The sequence below is a fragment of the Salmonella sp. A29-2 genome, from assembly GCF_020150755.1.
GTDB lineage: Bacteria > Pseudomonadota > Gammaproteobacteria > Enterobacterales > Enterobacteriaceae > Salmonella > Salmonella enterica.
Genome location: NZ_CP083731.1, coordinates 3,119,733 through 3,140,957, shown reverse-complemented (window position 1 = coordinate 3,140,957; position 21,225 = coordinate 3,119,733). Strand labels below are relative to the sequence as shown.

At 53.2% G+C, this 21,225-nt stretch carries 19 protein-coding genes and 3 tRNA genes; all 22 read left to right on the top strand.

Features of this window, described 5'->3' with window-relative positions; genetic code table 11:
* Positions 1 to 225 precede the first annotated feature (225 nt).
* Positions 226 to 630, top strand: coding sequence for a succinate dehydrogenase cytochrome b556 subunit (gene sdhC / locus K8W53_RS15380; RefSeq protein WP_000263340.1), 405 nt, complete (start codon positions 226 to 228; stop codon positions 628 to 630).
* Positions 624 to 971: a succinate dehydrogenase membrane anchor subunit gene (gene sdhD, locus K8W53_RS15375; RefSeq protein ID WP_000254356.1), complete on the top strand. Its 348-nt coding sequence runs from the start codon at positions 624 to 626 to the stop codon at positions 969 to 971. The genes sdhC and sdhD overlap by 7 nt, the downstream gene beginning before the upstream one ends.
* Complete coding sequence (gene sdhA, locus K8W53_RS15370) at positions 971 to 2,737, top strand: succinate dehydrogenase flavoprotein subunit (RefSeq protein ID WP_000775561.1); 1,767 nt, start codon at positions 971 to 973, stop codon at positions 2,735 to 2,737. Before sdhD ends, sdhA begins: the two co-directional genes overlap by 1 nt.
* A 16-nt stretch (positions 2,738 to 2,753) precedes the next feature.
* Complete coding sequence (sdhB, locus tag K8W53_RS15365; RefSeq protein WP_001727709.1) at positions 2,754 to 3,470, top strand: succinate dehydrogenase iron-sulfur subunit SdhB; 717 nt, start codon at positions 2,754 to 2,756, stop codon at positions 3,468 to 3,470.
* A 523-nt stretch (positions 3,471 to 3,993) separates the two neighbouring features.
* Positions 3,994 to 6,795 (top strand): 2-oxoglutarate dehydrogenase E1 component, encoded by a 2,802-nt coding sequence (gene sucA / locus K8W53_RS15360; protein WP_001181500.1) that lies wholly within the window; start codon positions 3,994 to 3,996, stop codon positions 6,793 to 6,795.
* A 14-nt stretch (positions 6,796 to 6,809) separates the two neighbouring features.
* Positions 6,810 to 8,018: a 2-oxoglutarate dehydrogenase complex dihydrolipoyllysine-residue succinyltransferase gene (gene odhB, locus K8W53_RS15355; protein ID WP_000099858.1), complete on the top strand. Its 1,209-nt coding sequence runs from the start codon at positions 6,810 to 6,812 to the stop codon at positions 8,016 to 8,018.
* Positions 8,019 to 8,159: 141 nt separating this feature from the next.
* Positions 8,160 to 9,326 (top strand): ADP-forming succinate--CoA ligase subunit beta, encoded by a 1,167-nt coding sequence (sucC, locus tag K8W53_RS15350; protein WP_001048590.1) that lies wholly within the window; start codon positions 8,160 to 8,162, stop codon positions 9,324 to 9,326.
* Positions 9,326 to 10,195, top strand: coding sequence for a succinate--CoA ligase subunit alpha (gene sucD / locus K8W53_RS15345; protein ID WP_000114633.1), 870 nt, complete (start codon positions 9,326 to 9,328; stop codon positions 10,193 to 10,195). Before sucC ends, sucD begins: the two co-directional genes overlap by 1 nt.
* Before the next feature lie 1,582 nt (positions 10,196 to 11,777).
* Positions 11,778 to 13,346 (top strand): cytochrome ubiquinol oxidase subunit I, encoded by a 1,569-nt coding sequence (gene cydA, locus K8W53_RS15340; RefSeq protein ID WP_000884369.1) that lies wholly within the window; start codon positions 11,778 to 11,780, stop codon positions 13,344 to 13,346.
* A 15-nt stretch (positions 13,347 to 13,361) separates the two neighbouring features.
* A complete protein-coding gene (gene cydB, locus K8W53_RS15335) occupies positions 13,362 to 14,501 on the top strand; it encodes a cytochrome d ubiquinol oxidase subunit II (protein WP_000568258.1) in 1,140 nt (379 codons plus the stop codon).
* A 14-nt stretch (positions 14,502 to 14,515) separates the two neighbouring features.
* Entirely contained in the window at positions 14,516 to 14,629 is a 114-nt protein-coding gene (gene cydX, locus K8W53_RS15330) for a cytochrome bd-I oxidase subunit CydX (protein WP_000270278.1), read from the top strand.
* A complete protein-coding gene (gene ybgE / locus K8W53_RS15325) occupies positions 14,629 to 14,922 on the top strand; it encodes a cyd operon protein YbgE (RefSeq protein WP_000148790.1) in 294 nt (97 codons plus the stop codon). Before cydX ends, ybgE begins: the two co-directional genes overlap by 1 nt.
* A gap of 228 nt (positions 14,923 to 15,150) precedes the next feature.
* Entirely contained in the window at positions 15,151 to 15,555 is a 405-nt protein-coding gene (gene ybgC / locus K8W53_RS15320) for a tol-pal system-associated acyl-CoA thioesterase (RefSeq protein WP_001046240.1), read from the top strand.
* Positions 15,552 to 16,244, top strand: a complete 693-nt coding sequence (tolQ, locus tag K8W53_RS15315; RefSeq protein WP_000131318.1) for a Tol-Pal system protein TolQ — start codon at positions 15,552 to 15,554, stop codon at positions 16,242 to 16,244. The genes ybgC and tolQ overlap by 4 nt, the downstream gene beginning before the upstream one ends.
* Before the next feature lie 3 nt (positions 16,245 to 16,247).
* Positions 16,248 to 16,676: a colicin uptake protein TolR gene (gene tolR, locus K8W53_RS15310; protein WP_000124676.1), complete on the top strand. Its 429-nt coding sequence runs from the start codon at positions 16,248 to 16,250 to the stop codon at positions 16,674 to 16,676.
* 64 nt (positions 16,677 to 16,740) lie between these two features.
* Positions 16,741 to 17,919 (top strand): cell envelope integrity protein TolA, encoded by a 1,179-nt coding sequence (gene tolA / locus K8W53_RS15305; protein WP_052938244.1) that lies wholly within the window; start codon positions 16,741 to 16,743, stop codon positions 17,917 to 17,919.
* Between the two features lie 123 nt (positions 17,920 to 18,042).
* Positions 18,043 to 19,335, top strand: a complete 1,293-nt coding sequence (gene tolB / locus K8W53_RS15300) for a Tol-Pal system beta propeller repeat protein TolB (RefSeq protein ID WP_001562341.1) — start codon at positions 18,043 to 18,045, stop codon at positions 19,333 to 19,335.
* A 34-nt stretch (positions 19,336 to 19,369) separates the two neighbouring features.
* Entirely contained in the window at positions 19,370 to 19,894 is a 525-nt protein-coding gene (pal, locus tag K8W53_RS15295) for a peptidoglycan-associated lipoprotein Pal (protein WP_001176623.1), read from the top strand.
* A gap of 9 nt (positions 19,895 to 19,903) precedes the next feature.
* Positions 19,904 to 20,692 (top strand): cell division protein CpoB, encoded by a 789-nt coding sequence (cpoB, locus tag K8W53_RS15290; RefSeq protein WP_000097547.1) that lies wholly within the window; start codon positions 19,904 to 19,906, stop codon positions 20,690 to 20,692.
* A gap of 164 nt (positions 20,693 to 20,856) precedes the next feature.
* Positions 20,857 to 20,932: transfer RNA gene (locus tag K8W53_RS15285), tRNA-Lys, on the top strand.
* 136 nt (positions 20,933 to 21,068) lie between these two features.
* Positions 21,069 to 21,144 (top strand) — tRNA-Val (locus K8W53_RS15280).
* Between the two features lie 3 nt (positions 21,145 to 21,147).
* Positions 21,148 to 21,223 (top strand) — tRNA-Lys (locus tag K8W53_RS15275).
* Positions 21,224 to 21,225: the final 2 nt, after the last annotated feature.

Here is a 21,225-nt window from a genome sequence, read left to right as displayed (position 1 = left end):
GTCCTATACTGCCGCCAGGTCTCCGGAATACCCTGCAATCCCGAGCCACCCAGCGTTGTAACGTGTCGTTTTAGCTACTGGAAGCAGTGTTTTACATGACGCGCAGTTATAGAAAGGACGCTGTCTGACCCGCACGCAGACCGGAGGAAGGAAATCCCGTCGTCTTTCTGGCTACAGGTAGATTCACCTCTGTAACCGAAGTCTTAAGGGAATAATAAGAACAGCATGTGGGCGTTATTCATGATAAGAAATGTGAAAAAACAAAGACCTGTCAATCTGGATCTACAAACGATTCGGTTCCCCATCACAGCGATAGCGTCCATTCTCCATCGCGTATCCGGTGTGATTACTTTCATCGCCGTCGGCATACTACTGTGGCTACTGGGCACCAGCCTCTCTTCTCCGGAAGGATTCCAGCAGGCCGCCGACATCATGGACGGCTTCATCGTTAAATTTATCATGTGGGGCATCCTTACCGCGCTGGCGTATCACGTCATCGTGGGAATTCGTCACATGTTAATGGATTTTGGCTATCTGGAAGAAACATTCGAAGCGGGTCAACGCTCTGCCAAAATCTCTTTTGTTATCACTGTCGTGCTTTCACTTCTCGCAGGAGTCCTCGTATGGTAAGCAACGCCTCCGCATTAGGACGCAATGGCGTACATGACTTCATCCTGGTCCGTGCTACCGCTATCGTTCTGACGTTATACATCATCTACATGGTGGGTTTTTTCGCCACGAGCGGCGAACTGACCTTTGAAGCCTGGACCGGTTTCTTCTCATCGGCCTTCACCAAAGTCTTCACCCTGCTGGCGCTTTTTTCCATCTTGATTCATGCCTGGATCGGCATGTGGCAGGTGTTAACCGACTACGTTAAACCACTGGCAGTGCGTCTGATACTGCAACTCGTTATTGTTGTTGCGCTGGTGGTTTACGTCATCTATGGATTTGTTGTGGTGTGGGGTGTGTAATGAAACTGCCAGTCAGAGAATTTGATGCTGTTGTGATTGGTGCCGGTGGCGCAGGTATGCGCGCGGCGCTGCAAATTTCCCAGAGCGGCCAAACCTGTGCGCTGCTCTCGAAAGTCTTCCCGACCCGTTCCCATACCGTTTCCGCGCAGGGCGGTATCACCGTGGCGCTCGGTAATACCCATGAAGATAACTGGGAATGGCACATGTACGACACCGTTAAGGGGTCGGACTACATTGGTGACCAGGATGCCATCGAATATATGTGTAAGACCGGACCGGAAGCGATTCTGGAACTGGAGCACATGGGGCTACCGTTCTCCCGTCTTGATGATGGACGTATCTATCAGCGCCCGTTCGGCGGCCAGTCGAAAAACTTTGGCGGCGAGCAGGCGGCACGTACCGCGGCGGCGGCTGACCGTACCGGTCACGCCTTGCTACATACGCTGTATCAACAGAATTTGAAAAACCACACCACGATTTTCTCCGAATGGTATGCGCTGGATCTGGTGAAAAACCAGGATGGCGCGGTGGTGGGGTGTACCGCACTGTGCATCGAAACCGGTGAAGTGGTGTACTTCAAAGCCCGCGCGACGGTGCTGGCGACCGGCGGCGCAGGCCGTATCTACCAGTCCACCACCAACGCTCACATCAACACCGGTGACGGTGTCGGTATGGCGCTGCGTGCCGGTGTCCCGGTGCAGGACATGGAAATGTGGCAGTTCCACCCAACCGGTATCGCCGGGGCGGGCGTGCTGGTGACAGAAGGCTGCCGCGGCGAAGGCGGTTACCTGCTGAACAAACACGGCGAGCGCTTTATGGAGCGTTATGCGCCGAACGCCAAAGACCTGGCGGGTCGTGACGTGGTGGCGCGTTCCATCATGATCGAAATCCGTGAAGGTCGCGGCTGCGACGGCCCGTGGGGGCCGCACGCTAAACTGAAACTGGATCACCTGGGTAAAGAGGTGCTGGAATCTCGCCTGCCGGGTATCCTGGAGCTGTCCCGTACTTTCGCCCACGTCGATCCGGTGAAAGAGCCGATTCCGGTTATCCCGACCTGCCACTACATGATGGGCGGTATTCCGACTAAAGTGACCGGTCAGGCGCTGACCGTGAACGAGCAGGGCGAAGATGTGGTGATTCCGGGGCTGTTTGCGGTAGGCGAAATCGCCTGTGTATCGGTTCACGGCGCCAACCGTCTGGGCGGTAACTCACTGCTGGATCTGGTGGTCTTTGGCCGTGCGGCGGGGCTGCATTTACAGGAATCCATCGCCGAGCAGGGCGTGCTGCGCGACGCCAGCGAGTCTGACGTTGAAGGTTCTCTGGAGCGCCTGAATCGCTGGAACAATAACCGCAATGGCGAAGATCCGGTGGCTATCCGCAAAGCGTTGCAGGAGTGTATGCAGCATAACTTCTCCGTATTCCGTGAAGGCGACGCGATGGCGAAAGGGCTTGAGCAGTTGAAAGTGATCCGCGAGCGTCTGAAAAACGCCCGTCTGGATGACACGTCCAGCGAGTTTAATACCCAGCGTGTTGAGTGTCTGGAGCTGGATAACCTGATGGAAACTGCCTACGCCACTGCCGTATCAGCCAACTTCCGGACGGAAAGCCGCGGCGCGCATAGCCGCTTCGATTTCCCGGAGCGTGATGATGCCAACTGGTTGTGTCATACCCTGTATCAGCCGCAAACGGAATCCATGACGCGCCGAAGCGTCAATATGGAACCGAAACTGCGTCCGGCGTTCCCGCCGAAGATTCGTACTTATTAATTGCGGAGACAGGATGATGAAACTCGAATTTTCGATTTATCGTTATAACCCGGATGTCGATAACGCTCCGCGTATGCAGGATTACACCCTGGAAGGCGAAGAAGGGCGCGACATGATGCTGCTGGATGCGTTAATCCAGCTTAAAGAAAAAGATCCCAGCCTTTCTTTCCGCCGTTCCTGCCGCGAAGGCGTGTGTGGTTCTGATGGTTTGAATATGAACGGTAAGAATGGTCTGGCCTGTATTACCCCTATTTCGGCGCTGAACCAGCCGGGTAAGAAGATTGTGATTCGCCCGCTACCCGGTTTGCCGGTGATCCGCGATTTGGTGGTAGACATGGGGCAATTCTACGCACAATATGAGAAGATTAAGCCTTACTTATTGAATAATGGGCAAAATCCACCGGCTCGTGAGCATCTGCAGATGCCGGAGCAGCGTGAAAAACTCGATGGGCTGTATGAATGTATTCTTTGCGCCTGTTGCTCAACATCCTGCCCGTCATTCTGGTGGAACCCGGATAAGTTTATCGGTCCGGCGGGGCTGCTCGCGGCGTATCGATTCCTGATCGATAGTCGTGATACCGAGACTGACAGTCGTCTGGAAGGGATGAGTGATGCATTCAGCGTATTCCGCTGTCACAGCATTATGAACTGCGTCAGTGTATGTCCTAAGGGACTGAACCCGACGCGCGCTATCGGCCATATTAAGTCGATGCTGTTGCAGCGTAGCGCATAAGTAGTTGTAGTAGTTGCCGGATGGCGACGTACCGTCTTATCCGGCCTACAGGCGCAATCCCGTAGGCCTGATAAGCGCAGCGCCATCAGGCAATAGAAGTGCAGGAAACCTCTAAAAACTGCCATATGATGAGTAATAATCGAGATGTTCAGAGCGAGACAAGGCGCGGTCTGAACGAATCTTCGGGAGCATAGTTAACTATGTGACCGGAGTGAGCGAAGGCCGCAACGCAGTCGTAGCCTGAACAGCGAAGATTATTAGACAGTTTTTAAAGGTTCCTTAGCGGACGCAGATGACACGACAGTCCGCAACAAGTGAACCCCGGCACGCATACAGCGTATGCGTGGTTAGTATCCACGGCGAAATACTCGTCATAGTTCACGTTACATGTGCGTTGGCTGCACTTGCTCACCCCGGTCACTTACTGGATGTAAGCTCCCTGGGATTCGCAAGCTTGCCGCCTTCCTGAAACGTGACCTATTTAGAGTATTAAATAAGCAGAAAAGATGCTTAAGGGATCACGATGCAGAACAGCGCTTTGAAAGCCTGGTTGGACTCTTCTTACCTCTCTGGTTCGAATCAGAGCTGGATAGAACAGCTCTATGAAGACTTCTTAACCGATCCTGACTCGGTAGACGCTAACTGGCGTTTGACGTTCCAGCAGTTACCTGGTACCGGAGTCAAACCGGATCAACTCCATTCAAAAACACGTGAATATTTCCGGCGGCAGGCGTTGGCTGGCTCACGTCACTCTTCTACGATTTCCGACCCTGACACCAATGTGAAGCAGGTTAAAGTCCTGCAGCTTATCAACGCTTATCGTTTCCGTGGCCATCAGCATGCAAACCTCGATCCGCTGGGTCTTTGGAAACAAGAACGCGTGGCGGATCTGGACCCTTCTTTCCATGATTTGACCGAGGCCGATTTCCAGGAAACCTTCAATGTCGGCTCCTTTGCCAGCGGCAAAGAGACGATGAAGCTGGGCGAGCTGCTCGACGCGCTCAAACAGACCTACTGCGGCCCGATTGGCGCTGAGTATATGCACATCACCAGCACCGAAGAGAAACGCTGGATCCAACAGCGCATCGAATCCGGTCGTGCGGCCTTTAGCGCTGACGAGAAAAAACGCTTCCTGAACGAACTGACCGCCGCTGAAGGGCTGGAACGTTATCTGGGCGCCAAATTCCCGGGTGCGAAACGTTTCTCGCTCGAGGGGGGAGATGCGCTGATACCCATGCTGAAAGAGATGGTTCGCCATGCGGGTAACAGCGGCACTCGCGAAGTGGTGCTGGGGATGGCGCACCGCGGTCGCCTGAACGTGCTGATCAACGTACTGGGTAAAAAACCGCAGGATCTGTTCGACGAATTTGCCGGTAAGCATAAAGAACATCTGGGTACCGGCGACGTGAAGTATCACATGGGCTTCTCGTCAGATATCGAAACCGAAGGCGGTCTGGTTCACCTGGCGCTGGCGTTTAACCCATCGCATCTGGAAATTGTGAGCCCGGTGGTGATGGGCTCCGTGCGTGCCCGTCTGGACCGACTGGACGAACCGAGCAGCAACAAAGTGTTGCCGATCACTATTCACGGCGACGCCGCGGTGACCGGCCAGGGCGTGGTTCAGGAAACTCTGAACATGTCGAAAGCGCGCGGTTACGAAGTGGGCGGTACGGTACGTATCGTTATCAACAACCAGGTGGGCTTCACCACCTCTAACCCACTGGATGCGCGTTCAACGCCTTACTGCACCGATATCGGTAAAATGGTCCAGGCACCGATTTTCCACGTCAATGCGGACGATCCGGAAGCCGTAGCTTTTGTGACCCGTCTGGCGCTGGACTTCCGTAATACCTTTAAACGCGATGTGTTCATCGATCTGGTGTGCTACCGCCGTCACGGCCACAACGAAGCCGACGAGCCAAGCGCAACCCAGCCGCTGATGTACCAGAAAATCAAAAAGCATCCGACGCCGCGTAAAATCTATGCCGACAAACTGGAAGCTGATAAGGTCGCAACGCTGGAAGATGCCACCGAAATGGTCAACCTCTATCGCGATGCGCTGGATGCAGGCGAATGCGTGGTGAAAGAGTGGCGTCCGATGAATATGCACTCGTTCACCTGGTCGCCGTATCTAAACCACGAATGGGATGAAGCATACCCGAACAAGGTAGAAATGAAGCGCCTGCAGGAGCTGGCAAAACGTATCAGCACCGTGCCGGAAGCCATTGAAATGCAGTCTCGCGTGGCGAAAATTTATGGCGACCGTCAGGCAATGGCGGCAGGCGAGAAATTGTTTGACTGGGGCGGCGCGGAAAATCTGGCTTACGCCACGCTGGTCGATGAAGGCATTCCGGTGCGCCTGTCCGGGGAAGACTCCGGTCGCGGCACCTTCTTCCATCGTCATGCGGTGATCCACAACCAGACGAACGGCTCAACGTATACGCCGTTGCAGCATATTCACAGCGGTCAGGGACAGTTTAAAGTCTGGGACTCCGTGCTGTCTGAAGAAGCGGTACTGGCTTTTGAATACGGTTATGCCACGGCGGAACCACGTACCCTGACTATCTGGGAAGCGCAGTTTGGCGATTTTGCCAACGGCGCGCAGGTAGTGATTGACCAGTTCATCTCCTCCGGCGAGCAGAAATGGGGCCGGATGTGCGGTCTGGTGATGCTGTTGCCGCATGGCTATGAAGGGCAGGGGCCGGAGCACTCCTCCGCGCGTCTGGAACGTTATCTGCAACTTTGCGCCGAGCAGAATATGCAGGTTTGCGTGCCGTCCACCCCGGCGCAGGTCTACCATATGCTGCGCCGTCAGGCGCTGCGCGGGATGCGTCGTCCGCTGGTGGTGATGTCGCCGAAATCGCTGCTGCGTCACCCGCTGGCGGTTTCCACGCTTGATGAACTGGCGAACGGTTCCTTCCAGCCGGCCATTGGCGAAATTGACGAGCTGGACCCTAAAGCCGTAAAACGCGTGGTAATGTGTTCTGGTAAGGTTTATTACGACCTGCTGGAACAACGGCGCAAAAACGACCAGAAAGATGTCGCTATCGTGCGCATCGAACAGCTCTATCCGTTCCCGCATAAAGCGGTGCAGGAAGCGCTGCAACCATACGCTCACGTCCATGATTTTGTCTGGTGCCAGGAAGAGCCGCTCAACCAGGGCGCATGGTACTGCAGTCAGCATCATTTCCGTGAAGTGATTCCGTTTGGGGCCGCTCTGCGTTATGCAGGTCGCCCGGCCTCCGCCTCTCCGGCGGTAGGGTATATGTCCGTTCACCAGAAACAGCAACAAGATCTGGTTAATGACGCGCTGAACGTCGATTAAATAAAGGATAAATAATGAGTAGCGTAGATATTCTTGTTCCCGACCTGCCTGAGTCCGTAGCGGACGCGACCGTCGCCACCTGGCATAAAAAACCGGGCGATGCGGTTGTTCGTGACGAAGTGCTGGTAGAAATCGAAACTGACAAAGTGGTACTGGAAGTACCGGCATCAGCGGACGGCATTCTGGATGCGGTTCTGGAAGAGGAGGGGACGACTGTCACCTCTCGCCAGATCCTGGGTCGCCTGCGTGAAGGCAACAGCGCGGGTAAAGAGACCAGCGCGAAATCTGAAGAGAAAGCGTCTACGCCGGCACAGCGCCAGCAGGCGTCGCTGGAAGAACAAAACAACGATGCGCTCAGCCCGGCGATCCGTCGCCTGCTGGCTGAACACAATCTGGAAGCCAGCGCCATTAAAGGCACTGGTGTGGGTGGGCGTCTGACCCGTGAAGATGTGGAAAAACATCTGGCGAAAGGCGAGTCTAAAGCACCCGCTGTTGAACCTGCAGCACAACCCGCTCTGGGCGCGCGCGGCGAAAAACGCGTGCCAATGACCCGCCTGCGTAAGCGCGTGGCCGAGCGTCTGCTGGAAGCGAAAAATTCCACCGCCATGCTGACGACCTTCAATGAAGTCAACATGAAGCCGATTATGGATTTGCGTAAGCAGTATGGCGAAGTGTTTGAAAAACGTCATGGTATCCGCCTGGGCTTTATGTCCTTCTACGTGAAAGCGGTAGTGGAAGCGCTGAAGCGTTATCCGGAAGTGAACGCCTCTATCGACGGCGATGACGTGGTGTATCACAACTACTTTGATGTGAGCATGGCGGTGTCTACGCCGCGCGGCCTGGTCACGCCGGTATTACGTGACGTGGATACGCTGGGCATGGCTGACATCGAGAAAAAAATTAAAGAACTGGCTGTCAAAGGCCGCGACGGCAAGCTGACCGTAGAAGATCTGACCGGTGGTAACTTTACCATTACCAACGGCGGCGTATTCGGTTCGCTGATGTCTACCCCGATCATCAACCCGCCGCAGAGCGCGATTCTGGGAATGCATGCTATTAAAGACAGGCCGATGGCGGTGGATGGCAAGGTGGAAATCCTGCCGATGATGTACCTGGCGCTCTCTTACGATCATCGCCTGATCGATGGTCGCGAATCCGTGGGCTTCCTGGTCACCATCAAAGAGTTGCTGGAAGATCCGACCCGTCTGCTGTTGGACGTGTAGTCAGCAAGAGCATCACCTGCTACCTGTAGGCCGGATAAGGCGTTCACGCCGCCATCCGGCGATGGTGTAATGCCTGATGGCGCGCAGCTTTCAGGCCTACAGGTCTAAAGATAACGATTACCTGAAGGATGGACAGAACACATGAACTTACATGAATATCAGGCAAAACAACTTTTTGCCCGCTATGGCTTACCGGCGCCGGTGGGTTATGCCTGTACTACTCCGCGTGAAGCCGAAGAAGCCGCGTCTAAAATCGGTGCCGGCCCGTGGGTAGTGAAATGTCAGGTTCACGCTGGCGGCCGCGGCAAAGCGGGCGGTGTGAAGGTAGTAAAAAGCAAAGAAGAGATTCGCGCCTTCGCGGAAAACTGGCTGGGCAAACGTCTGGTGACCTATCAAACAGACGCTAATGGCCAACCGGTAAACCAGATTCTGGTTGAAGCGGCGACCGACATCGGCAAAGAACTGTACCTCGGCGCGGTGGTTGACCGTAGTTCTCGTCGCGTGGTCTTTATGGCGTCTACCGAAGGTGGCGTAGAGATCGAAAAAGTTGCGGAGGAAACCCCGCATCTGATCCATAAAGTCGCGCTCGATCCGCTGACCGGCCCGATGCCGTATCAGGGACGGGAACTGGCGTTCAAATTGGGTCTGGAAGGTAAACTGGTGCAGCAGTTCACCAAAATCTTTATGGGCCTGGCAACCATTTTCCTTGAGCGCGACCTGGCGCTGATCGAAATCAACCCGCTGGTGATCACTAAGCAGGGCGATCTGATTTGCCTCGACGGCAAGCTGGGCGCTGACGGCAACGCGCTGTTCCGCCAGCCGGATCTGCGCGAAATGCGCGACCAGTCTCAGGAAGACCCGCGTGAAGCGCAGGCGGCACAGTGGGAACTGAACTACGTCGCGCTGGACGGCAACATCGGTTGCATGGTGAACGGCGCGGGCCTGGCGATGGGCACCATGGACATCGTTAAGCTGCATGGCGGCGAACCGGCTAACTTCCTTGACGTAGGCGGCGGCGCAACCAAAGAGCGCGTCACCGAAGCGTTTAAAATTATCCTCTCGGATGACAACGTGAAAGCGGTTCTGGTTAACATCTTCGGCGGTATCGTCCGTTGTGACCTGATTGCCGACGGTATCATCGGCGCGGTGGAAGAAGTGGGCGTTAACGTTCCGGTGGTGGTGCGTCTGGAAGGCAACAACGCCGAACTCGGCGCGAAGAAACTGGCTGACAGTGGCCTGAATATTATTGCAGCGAAAAGTCTGACGGATGCAGCTCAGCAGGTTGTTGCCGCGGTGGAGGGGAAATAATGTCCGTTTTAATTAATAAAGATACCAAGGTTATCTGCCAGGGCTTCACCGGTAGCCAGGGGACTTTCCACTCCGAACAGGCGATTGCTTACGGTACGCAAATGGTCGGCGGCGTAACGCCGGGCAAAGGCGGCACCACGCATCTGGGTCTGCCGGTGTTCAACACCGTGCGCGAAGCGGTAGAAGCTACCGGTGCGACCGCATCCGTTATCTACGTCCCGGCGCCGTTCTGCAAAGACTCCATTCTGGAAGCGATCGACGCAGGCATCAAACTGATTATCACCATCACCGAAGGTATTCCGACGCTGGATATGCTGACCGTGAAAGTGAAGCTGGACGAAGCGGGCGTACGCATGATCGGCCCGAACTGCCCAGGTGTGATCACCCCGGGCGAATGCAAAATCGGCATCATGCCGGGTCACATTCATAAGCCGGGTAAAGTGGGTATCGTTTCCCGTTCCGGCACGCTGACCTATGAAGCGGTTAAGCAGACCACCGACTACGGTTTCGGCCAGTCCACCTGCGTGGGTATCGGCGGCGACCCGATCCCGGGCTCTAACTTCATCGACATCCTGAAACTGTTCCAGGAAGATCCGCAGACTGAAGCGATCGTGATGATCGGCGAGATCGGCGGTAGCGCAGAAGAAGAAGCGGCTGCTTATATTAAAGAACACGTGACCAAGCCGGTTGTTGGCTATATCGCGGGCGTTACCGCGCCGAAAGGCAAGCGTATGGGCCACGCTGGCGCCATCATTGCCGGTGGTAAAGGCACTGCGGATGAAAAATTCGCCGCGCTGGAAGCCGCGGGCGTGAAAACCGTTCGCAGCCTGGCCGATATCGGCGAAGCGCTGAAAGCAATTATAAAATAAAACTCGCTGTTCCTGCGGGAACAGATAAATGTCCGTTTTCGACATGGTTGGCCACCTTTACGGTGGCCTTTTTTATGGCTTTATTGTTTGTGGCAAAGTACGGGTGAAGCATCCGGGATATAAAATTATTGGCTTTGTAAATATTGAGCTATAGGAAAATGATGCCTCAGTAAAAAAACATGGTGGAGTCTAAAAATAATTGATAATAACCGTCTGGCAGCGGCAGTAAATTTACTCAGTTTGCTGGTTAACTCTTTTGCAGCAAATACAGATGCTGTCTTAGTGAAAGACCTGCCGACCTCACTGGAGACGGATTATGCGCTTTCCGCCATGAAAAAAACGCATTGCAGCATTACACTATGTTGACGCTAACCTCTATAGTAAATTGACGCTTGACTCTGTGGCCGCGCATGTTTGCCTGAGCGCGAACTACATGTCTCCTCAGATGTATCGCGCTTACACAGACTGCTTGTTTAATGGCAGAATAAAACAGCTATTTTAATCATAAGAGTACCAGCATCACTTCCCTGAAGTATTAAAGATATCGTTTAATAAATCATATGAACTTTTGCTGGTTAAAAGAGGTTAACTTTAAAAATTATTAAGAACTTATTGACACTATTCGTTCGTGATTAATCATGTTTAAAGGGTATTTATGGCTGCGAATAAACAGAATTATCACTATGAGTGACGTAGATATTGAGGGTAAATCTGTGAAGGTGATAACAGAATCTTCACTATAATAATTATAGAGAGGCAAATACGGTGTTATTGAAATAAAGAAAAAGTAGCGAATAAAATGTTTGTTTCTGGCTATCTGGAAAGCTTATTAGCGATAATTAAGGCGATAACCTGGCAAGATGATCCTGGCCGTTAGTCGTCGGGAAAGGGAAGTTGGGGCAGGGTAATCCCGGTGGGATGATGGCGCGTGTGCAATGAGATAGTTTCTTTGCGGTGTTAATTATAAGTAAAATAAAAATAGACTAAATGTATAAAATAATAAGTGTTGATAATCTGCAGAAAAAATCTGTGAGCTATTTAGCAATAATTGAACATCAATGTGGAATGTTTTTTACTGGATGCGGGGCAGTAAAAAACGCACAAAATGTTTAGCCTTATCGAATAAGCCTCTTTTTACAGGGGGTTTGAAATTACTCTTTGCAAAAACAAAAAGTTAACAAAAAATTCACCATGCATTCAATGAATAAACATTATTAACATTAACTTCAAAAATTGATTTTAATCAATATTTAAATGTTGGAAAAGAGCATCAAAACTGGTTAAATTGTCCGTGATCAAATTCCCTGAAAAGCGATAGATTAGCCATAAATTGATCGCTGTCGAAAAAAGCAAATCTGACCCACTAAAAACCTGTTTATTGTAAGGGTTTTACGGCGTAATATATTTGCGGGATCAATTTGGGTTTTTTATTAACATGTTTGTAACTTTTCATCATTACTGTTTCCTTCCCGAGGGGATAGTACGATGGAAGGCCGCAAATAAATTTGTATTGGGGCATGCGTGTGACCCTTTCTAACGGGGTTCACTCTCGGAGTCTTCATGCGATGAGCAAGGAGTCATGATGTTAGATATAGTCGAACTGTCGCGCTTACAGTTTGCCTTGACCGCGATGTACCACTTCCTGTTTGTGCCGCTAACGCTCGGTATGGCGTTCCTGCTGGCCATTATGGAAACGGTATACGTCCTTTCCGGCAAACAGATTTATAAAGATATGACCAAGTTCTGGGGCAAGTTGTTTGGTATCAACTTTGCTCTGGGTGTGGCTACCGGTTTGACCATGGAGTTCCAGTTCGGGACAAACTGGTCGTACTACTCCCACTATGTTGGGGATATCTTCGGTGCGCCGCTGGCCATCGAAGGTTTGATGGCCTTCTTCCTCGAATCCACCTTTGTAGGTCTGTTCTTCTTCGGCTGGGATCGTCTGAGTAAAGTTCAGCATATGTGCGTCACCTGGCTGGTGGCTCTGGGGTCCAACCTCTCCGCGTTGTGGATTCTGGTAGCGAACGGCTGGATGCAAAACCCAATCGCTGCGGATTTCAATTTCGAAACCATGCGTATGGAAATGGTGAGCTTCTCTGAACTGGTGCTGAACCCGGTAGCACAGGTGAAATTTGTTCACACTGTGGCGTCCGGCTATGTCACCGGCGCGATGTTCATCCTCGGTATCAGCGCTTACTACATGCTGAAAGGTCGTGACTTCGCCTTTGCTAAACGCTCCTTTGCTATTGCTGCCAGCTTCGGTATGGCTGCCGTACTGTCCGTTATCGTACTCGGTGACGAATCCGGTTACGAAATGGGCGATGTGCAGAAAACCAAGCTCGCTGCGATTGAAGCTGAATGGGAAACGCAACCTGCTCCGGCCTCCTTTACCCTGTTCGGCATTCCTGACCAGGACAAACAGGAAAACCATCTGGCGATTCAGATCCCTTATGCGCTCGGCATTATCGCTACGCGTTCCGTGGACACGCCGGTTATTGGCCTGAAAGATCTCATGGTTCAGCATGAAGAGCGTATCCGTAACGGGATGAAAGCCTATGAACTGCTGGAGCAGCTGCGCGCCGGTTCTACCGACCAGGCCGTTCGCGACCAGTTTAACAGCATGAAGAAAGATCTCGGTTACGGCCTGCTGCTGAAACGCTATACGCCTAATGTGACTGACGCGACCGAAGCGCAGATCCAGCAAGCGACGAAAGATTCCATTCCTCGCGTTGCGCCGCTGTACTTCGCTTTCCGTATCATGGTGGCGTGCGGCTTCCTGCTGCTGGCGATCATCGCACTTTCCTTCTGGAGCGTGATTCGTAACCGCATCGGTGAGAAAAAATGGCTGTTGCGCGCGGCGCTGTACGGTATTCCACTGCCGTGGATTGCGGTTGAAGCAGGTTGGTTCGTCGCCGAGTATGGTCGTCAGCCGTGGGCGATCGGCGAAGTGTTGCCGACAGCCGTGGCGAACTCATCGCTGACCGTGGGCGATCTGCTGTTCTCCATGTTCCTGATTTGCGGCCTGTATACCCTGTTCCTGGTGGCAGAATTGTTCCTGATGTTCAAATTTGCACGCCTTGGCCCAAGCAGCCTGAAAACCGGTCGCTATCACTTTGAGCAGTCCACCGTGACTTCTCAGCCGGCACGCTAAGACAGGAGTCGTCAAATGATCGATTATGAAGTACTACGTTTTATCTGGTGGCTGCTGGTTGGCATTTTGCTAATTGGTTTCGCTGTCACCGATGGGTTCGACATGGGGGTGGGGATGCTCACCCGTTTCCTCGGTCGTAACGACACCGAACGTCGAATTATGATTAACTCTATCGCCCCGCACTGGGACGGTAACCAGGTGTGGTTGATCACCGCGGGCGGTGCGTTGTTTGCTGCCTGGCCGATGGTTTACGCCGCGGCGTTCTCCGGTTTCTATGTAGCGATGATCCTGGTGCTGGCGTCTTTGTTCTTCCGTCCGGTCGGTTTTGATTACCGTTCCAAGATTGAAGACCCGCGCTGGCGCAACATGTGGGACTGGGGCGTGTTCATCGGTAGCTTTGTGCCGCCGCTGGTGATTGGCGTGGCCTTTGGCAACCTGTTGCAGGGCGTACCGTTCCATGTAGATGAGTATCTGCGTCTGTACTACACCGGTAACTTCTTCCAGTTGCTGAACCCGTTTGGTCTGCTGGCGGGTATCGTAAGCGTAGGGATGATCATCACGCAGGGGGCGACTTACCTGCAAATGCGCACCGTTGGCGAACTGCACCTGCGCGCGCGCGCCACCTCGCAGATTGCGGCGCTGGTGACATTAGTGTGCTTTGCGCTGGCGGGCGTTTGGGTAATGTATGGTATTGATGGTTATGTCGTGACATCCGCGATTGACCATCATGCCGCCTCTAACCCGCTGACTAAAGAAGTGGCGCGTGAAGCTGGCGCCTGGCTGGTGAACTTTAATAATGCTCCGATCCTGTGGTTGGTTCCGGCTCTGGGCGTGGTTCTGCCGCTGCTGACTATCCTGACTTCCCGTATGGAGAAAGGCGCGTGGGCATTCCTGTTCTCTTCGCTGACCCTGGCCTGCATTATTCTGACGGCGGGTATCGCTATGTTCCCATTTGTGATGCCGTCCAGCACGATGATGAATGCCAGCCTGACCATGTGGGATGCGACATCCAGCCAGATGACGCTGAACCTGATGACCTGGGTTGCGGCGGTGTTCGTACCGATCATTCTGATCTACACCAGCTGGTGTTACTGGAAAATGTTCGGTCGTATCACTAAAGAACATATTGAAAGCAACACCCACTCTCTGTACTAAGTAAGGAGCTTAAAATGTGGTATTTCGCATGGATTCTGGGAACGCTTCTTGCCTGTGCATTCGGGATCATTACCGCCCTGGCGCTTGAGCACGTTGAAGCGGGTAAAACCGGTCAAGAAGAAAGCTAATGACCCATATTATCGCAAAACTGTATGCGGTAATGGACAAGCGCCCGTTAAGGGCGCTTTCCTTCGTGATGGCGATAGTGCTGGCAGGATGTATGTTCTGGGACCCGTCACGGTTTGCCGCCAGGACCAGCACGCTTGAAATCTGGCACGGATTATTGCTGATGTGGGCGGTTTGCGCAGGCATAATCCACGGCGTGGGTTTTCGCCCTGAATCCGTACACTGGCAAGGGATTTTTTGTCCGCTCCTTGCGGATATCGTCCTTATCGTCGGCCTGATTTTCTTCTTCTTGTGAATAAGAAACCTCCTTAAAAATATAGGGGCTTGCATAAGCCCATATATTTTTACTCTCCCTTAACTTCCCCCCATTCCCAAGCCTCATTCCCACGCGTATAGTAGCAACGTTTAAAAGCTCTACTTTTGTTGCATTACCGGGATGTAAAGTGAATACAAGGCGATATACAACGGCATTCTTGAGGCATTACGGCGGCAAGCGGATGACGCCAACAAAGAGGCTGCAGGGATGAATAAGTATATGTTTCGATGGCCAATTCGAGTTTATTACGAAGACACGGACGCCGGCGGTGTGGTTTATCACGCCAGCTATGTCGCTTTTTATGAAAGAGCGCGCACGGAGATGCTGCGTCACCATCACTTCAGCCAACAGGTGCTGCTGGCGGAGCGGGTCGCCTTTGTGGTGCGCAAGATGACGCTGGAATACTATGCGCCTGCGCGGCTCGACGATATGCTTGAAGTTCAAACAGAAATTACGTCAATGCGTGGCACCGCTTTGGTTTTCACGCAACGCATTGTCAACGCAGAGAACACGCTGCTAAATGAAGCAGAGGTTCTGATTGTTTGCGTTGATCCACTCAAAATGAAGCCTCGTGCGCTTCCTAAGTCTATTGTCGCGGAGTTTAAGCAGTGACTGACATGAATATCCTTGATTTGTTCCTGAAGGCAAGCCTTCTGGTTAAACTTATCATGTTGATTTTGATTGGTTTTTCAATAGCATCCTGGGCCATCATTATCCAGCGAACGCGTATCCTGAACGCCGCTGCGCGTGAGGCGGAAGCGTTTGAAGATAAATTCTGGTCCGGAATCGAACTATCGCGTCTGTACCAGGAAAGCCAGGGGAGACGCGATAGTCTGTCGGGCTCGGAACAAATCTTTTATAGCGGGTTCAAAGAGTTTGTCCGGCTCCATCGCGCCAACAGCCATGCGCCGGAGGCAGTGGTAGAGGGGGCGTCGCGTGCGATGCGCATCTCCATGAACCGAGAGCTGGAAACGCTGGAAACGCATATCCCGTTTCTTGGCACGGTAGGCTCTATCAGTCCTTATATCGGTCTGTTTGGCACCGTCTGGGGGATTATGCATGCGTTTATCGCCCTGGGCGCGGTGAAACAGGCGACTCTGCAAATGGTTGCGCCGGGTATTGCCGAAGCATTGATTGCCACGGCGATTGGTCTGTTTGCCGCCATCCCTGCGGTTATGGCTTACAACCGACTGAATCAGCGCGTGAACAAGCTGGAACTGAATTACGACAACTTTATGGAAGAGTTCACCGCGATTCTGCACCGCCAGGCGTTTACCGTAAGCGAAAGCAACAAGGGGTAAGCCATGGCCAGAACGCGTGGACGAGGTCGTCGCGAACTTAAGTCCGAAATCAATATTGTACCGCTGCTCGACGTACTGTTGGTGCTGCTGCTGATCTTTATGGCAACCGCGCCGATCATTACCCAGAGCGTGGAAGTCGACTTGCCGGAGGCGAATCAGTCGCAGGCGGTCAGTAGTAACGACGATCCACCGGTCATTATTGAGGTTTCCGGAGTAGGGCAATACAGCGTAGTGGTTGATAAAGATCGAATGGATCAACTGCCGTCTGAACAGGTGATCGCAGAAGTAAAGCGTCATCTGCAGGCTAATCCGAAAACAGTCTTTTTAATCGGCGGCGCGAAAGAGGTGCCGTACGATGAAATAATTAAAGCGCTGAACTTGTTACACAGCGCGGGCGTAAAATCGGTTGGCTTAATGACGCAGCCAATCTGAAGTCTGCGTCCCGTTGGCTTGAAAGACGGCGAGTAACAGGCGAACAGTTTTTTGGGAACCGAGAGTGTCAAAGGCAACCGAACAAAACGACAAGCTCAAACGGGCGATAATTATTTCAGCCGTGCTGCATATCATCTTATTTGCAGTGCTGATCTGGAGTTCGTTTGATGAGCATATAGAGGCTTCTGCCGGCGGCGGCGGCGGTTCCGCTATCGACGCGGTGATGGTCGATCCTGGCGCCGTTGTGCAACAGTACAACCGTCAGCAGGATCAACAGGCCAGCGCCAGACGCGCGGAAGAAGAGCGTAAAAAGCTGCAACAGCAGCAAGCAGAGGAGCTGCAGCAGAAGCAGGCTGCCGAACAGGAGCGGTTGAAACAACTTGAGAAAGAACGTTTAGCGGCTCAGGAGCAGCAAAAGCAGGCTGAAGAAGCGGCAAAACTGGCGCAACAGCAGCAGCAACAGGCCGAAGAAGCGGCGAAAGCGGCGGCGGACGCGAAGAAAAAAGCGGAGGCCGAAGCGGCGAAAGCGGCGGCGGACGCGAAGAAGAAAGCAGAGGCCGAGGCGGTAAAAGCGGCAGCGGACGCGAAGAAGAAAGCGGAAGCCGAAGCGGCGAAAGCAGCGGCGGAGGCGAAGAAGAAAGCAGAGGCCGAAGCGGCGAAAGCAACGGCGGAGGCGAAGAAGAAAGCGGAAGCCGAAGCGGCGAAAGCAGCGGCGGAGGCGAAGAAGAAAGCGGATGCCGAGGCGGCGAAAGCGGCGGCGGAGGCGAAGAAGAAAGCGGATGCCGCGGCGGCGAAAGCAGCGGCGGACGCTAAGAAGAAAGCGGCTGCCGAAAAAGCGGCCGCCGCAGAAGGCGTCGACGATCTGCTTGGCGATCTCAGCTCGGGTAAGAATGCGCCGAAAACCGGCGGCGGCGCGAAAGGGAATGGCCAGCCATCGAAAGATAGCGGTACATCGGGCGCTAACGGTGGGGCGACAGGCGCTGATATCAGCGCCTACGCGAAACAGATTCAGGTCGCCATTCAGAGCCGTCTGTATGATGCGAGCCTGTATCAGGGCAAACAATGTGTCTTGCATATTAGCCTGGCGCCGGATGGCTCATTAAAAAGCATTACGTCTGAGGGCGGCGATCCGGCGCTTTGTCAGGCGGCGTTAATGGCGGCAAAAACCGCGAAAATTCCTAAACCGCCAAGCCAGGCTGTTTATGAGAAAATAAAGGATGCCAAACTAGACTTTAAACTGTAGATACTTTTCTTTATGGAAGTTGGAGCGGTTGAGTTGTTACTGGTCCTGGTGGTTTTGTGTATTTGAGTTTGTTAACATTCTGCTAAATTATCGTGGGTCGCAGGCCCAGGTATGGGAGATATGATGAAGCAGGCATTACGAGTAGCATTTGGTTTTCTGATGCTGTGGGCGGCAGTGCTGCACGCAGAAGTCCGTATCGAGATCACCCAGGGGGTGGACTCGGCGCGACCGATTGGCGTTGTGCCTTTTAAATGGGCCGGGCCGGGCGCTGCGCCTGAAGATATCGGCGGCATCGTGGCGGCAGATTTACGCAATAGCGGTAAATTTAATCCGTTAGACCGGTCCCGACTGCCGCAGCAGCCAGCCACCGCTCAGGAAGTTCAGCCTACCGCATGGTCTGCGCTGGGTATTGATGCCGTCGTCGTTGGGCAGGTAACGCCGAATCCGGACGGTTCCTACAATGTTGCTTATCAGCTGGTTGACACTGGCGGCGCGCCGGGGACTGTACTGGCGCAAAACTCTTATAAAGTGAACAAGCAGTGGCTGCGTTATGCAGGCCACACCGCCAGTGACGAAGTCTTTGAAAAACTGACGGGCATTAAGGGCGCGTTCCGTACTCGTATCGCCTATGTGGTACAGACTAACGGCGGTCAGTTCCCGTATGAACTGCGTGTGTCGGATTACGATGGCTACAATCAGTTCGTGGTGCACCGTTCTCCGCAGCCGTTGATGTCTCCGGCGTGGTCTCCGGACGGCTCAAAACTGGCTTACGTGACATTTGAAAGCGGTCGCTCCGCGCTGGTTATCCAGACGCTGGCAAACGGCGCAGTGCGTCAGGTTGCGTCCTTCCCGCGTCACAACGGCGCGCCGGCCTTCTCGCCGGATGGGACGAAACTGGCGTTCGCGTTATCGAAAACCGGAAGTCTGAACCTGTACGTTATGGATCTCGCCTCCGGCCAGATTCGTCAGATAACGGACGGGCGTAGCAACAATACGGAGCCGACCTGGTTCCCGGACAGCCAGACTCTGGCCTTTACCTCTGACCAGGCTGGACGTCCGCAAGTGTATAAAATGAACATTAACGGCGGTGCGGCGCAACGTATTACCTGGGAAGGTTCGCAAAACCAGGATGCGGATGTCAGCAGCGACGGTAAATTTATGGTAATGGTAAGCTCAAATAACGGGCAGCAGCACATTGCCAAACAAGATCTGGTGACGGGGGGCGTACAGGTTCTGTCGTCAACGTTCCTGGATGAAACGCCAAGTCTGGCACCTAACGGCACGATGGTAATCTACAGCTCTTCTCAGGGGATGGGATCTGTGCTGAATTTGGTTTCTACAGATGGGCGTTTCAAAGCGCGTCTTCCGGCAACTGATGGTCAGGTGAAATCGCCTGCCTGGTCGCCGTATCTGTGATAATAATTAATTGATTACTAAAGGAATTAAAGAAATGCAACTGAACAAAGTGCTGAAGGGCCTGATGATTGCCCTGCCTGTTATGGCAATCGCGGCATGTTCTTCCAACAAGAACGCCAGCAATGACGGTAGCGAAGGCGGTATGCTGAACGGCGCCGGCACGGGTATGGATTCGAACGGTAGCGGTAATATGTCGTCTGAAGAGCAAGCGCGTCTGCAGATGCAGCAGCTGCAGCAGAACAACATCGTTTACTTCGATCTCGACAAGTACGATATCCGTTCTGACTTCGCGGCAATGCTGGATGCGCACGCTAACTTCCTGCGTAGCAACCCGTCTTACAAAGTCACCGTAGAAGGTCACGCGGACGAACGTGGTACTCCGGAGTACAACATCTCCCTGGGTGAGCGTCGTGCGAACGCTGTTAAGATGTATCTGCAGGGTAAAGGCGTTTCCGCTGACCAGATCTCCATCGTTTCTTACGGTAAAGAAAAACCTGCCGTACTGGGCCACGACGAAGCGGCTTACGCTAAGAACCGTCGCGCTGTACTGGTTTACTAAGAGAATTGCATGAGCAGTAACTTCAGACATCACCTGTTGAGTCTGTCGTTACTGGTTGGCATAGCGGCCCCCTGGGCCGCTTTTGCTCAGGCGCCAATCAGTAGTGTCGGCTCAGGCTCGGTCGAAGACCGCGTCACTCAACTTGAGCGTATCTCTAACGCTCACAGCCAGCTTTTAACCCAACTTCAGCAGCAGCTCTCCGATAATCAGTCTGATATCGATTCTTTGCGCGGCCAAATCCAGGAAAATCAGTATCAACTGAATCAGGTGATGGAGCGCCAGAAGCAAATTATGCTGCAGCTGGGGAGTTTAAATAATGGCGGCGCAGCGCAGCCAGCGGCTGGCGACCAGAGCGGGGCGGCAACCGCTGCGACCCCCGCTCCGGATGCCGGTACGGCAACCTCAGGGGCGCCGGTACAAAGTGGCGATGCGAATACCGATTACAATGCGGCAATTGCGCTGGTGCAGGATAAGTCTCGCCAGGATGATGCGATTGTGGCGTTTCAGAACTTCATCAAGAAATACCCTGATTCTACTTATCAGCCGAACGCCAATTATTGGCTGGGCCAGTTGAATTACAACAAGGGTAAAAAAGATGATGCCGCCTATTATTTCGCCTCGGTAGTAAAAAACTATCCTAAGTCGCCGAAGGCTGCGGACGCGATGTACAAAGTTGGCGTTATCATGCAGGACAAAGGTGATACGGCAAAAGCGAAAGCGGTTTATCAGCAGGTGATTAACAAATATCCTGGCACTGATGGCGCGAAACAGGCGCAGAAGCGTCTTAACGCGATGTAATGCGTACCATGCGACCAGAAAACGCCTTTTTTCTGGTCGCGTCGTGCGATTCCTAAGCAGTTGAGCCCCCTGCGTCGAAATTTTTGTTGCGCTCAAATCTGAAATCAGTAATATATGCCGCCGTTGCCACGGGATATTAAACAACTCGAAAGCAACGCAAAAGTGGGTCGTTAGCTCAGTTGGTAGAGCAGTTGACTTTTAATCAATTGGTCGCAGGTTCGAATCCTGCACGACCCACCAATCGTTCGGTGGAAACGAGAATAAAGCGTGAAGGATAACGTTGCGTCAGCAACGGCCCGTAGGGCGAGGCGAAGCCGAGTCATCCTGCACGACCCACCGCTAACTTCGGTTAGTCAGTAATATCCAGCGTAGTATCGGGTGATTAGCTCAGCTGGGAGAGCACCTCCCTTACAAGGAGGGGGTCGGCGGTTCGATCCCGTCATCACCCACCACTCGGGTCGTTAGCTCAGTTGGTAGAGCAGTTGACTTTTAATCAATTGGTCGCAGGTTCGAATCCTGCACGACCCACCAAT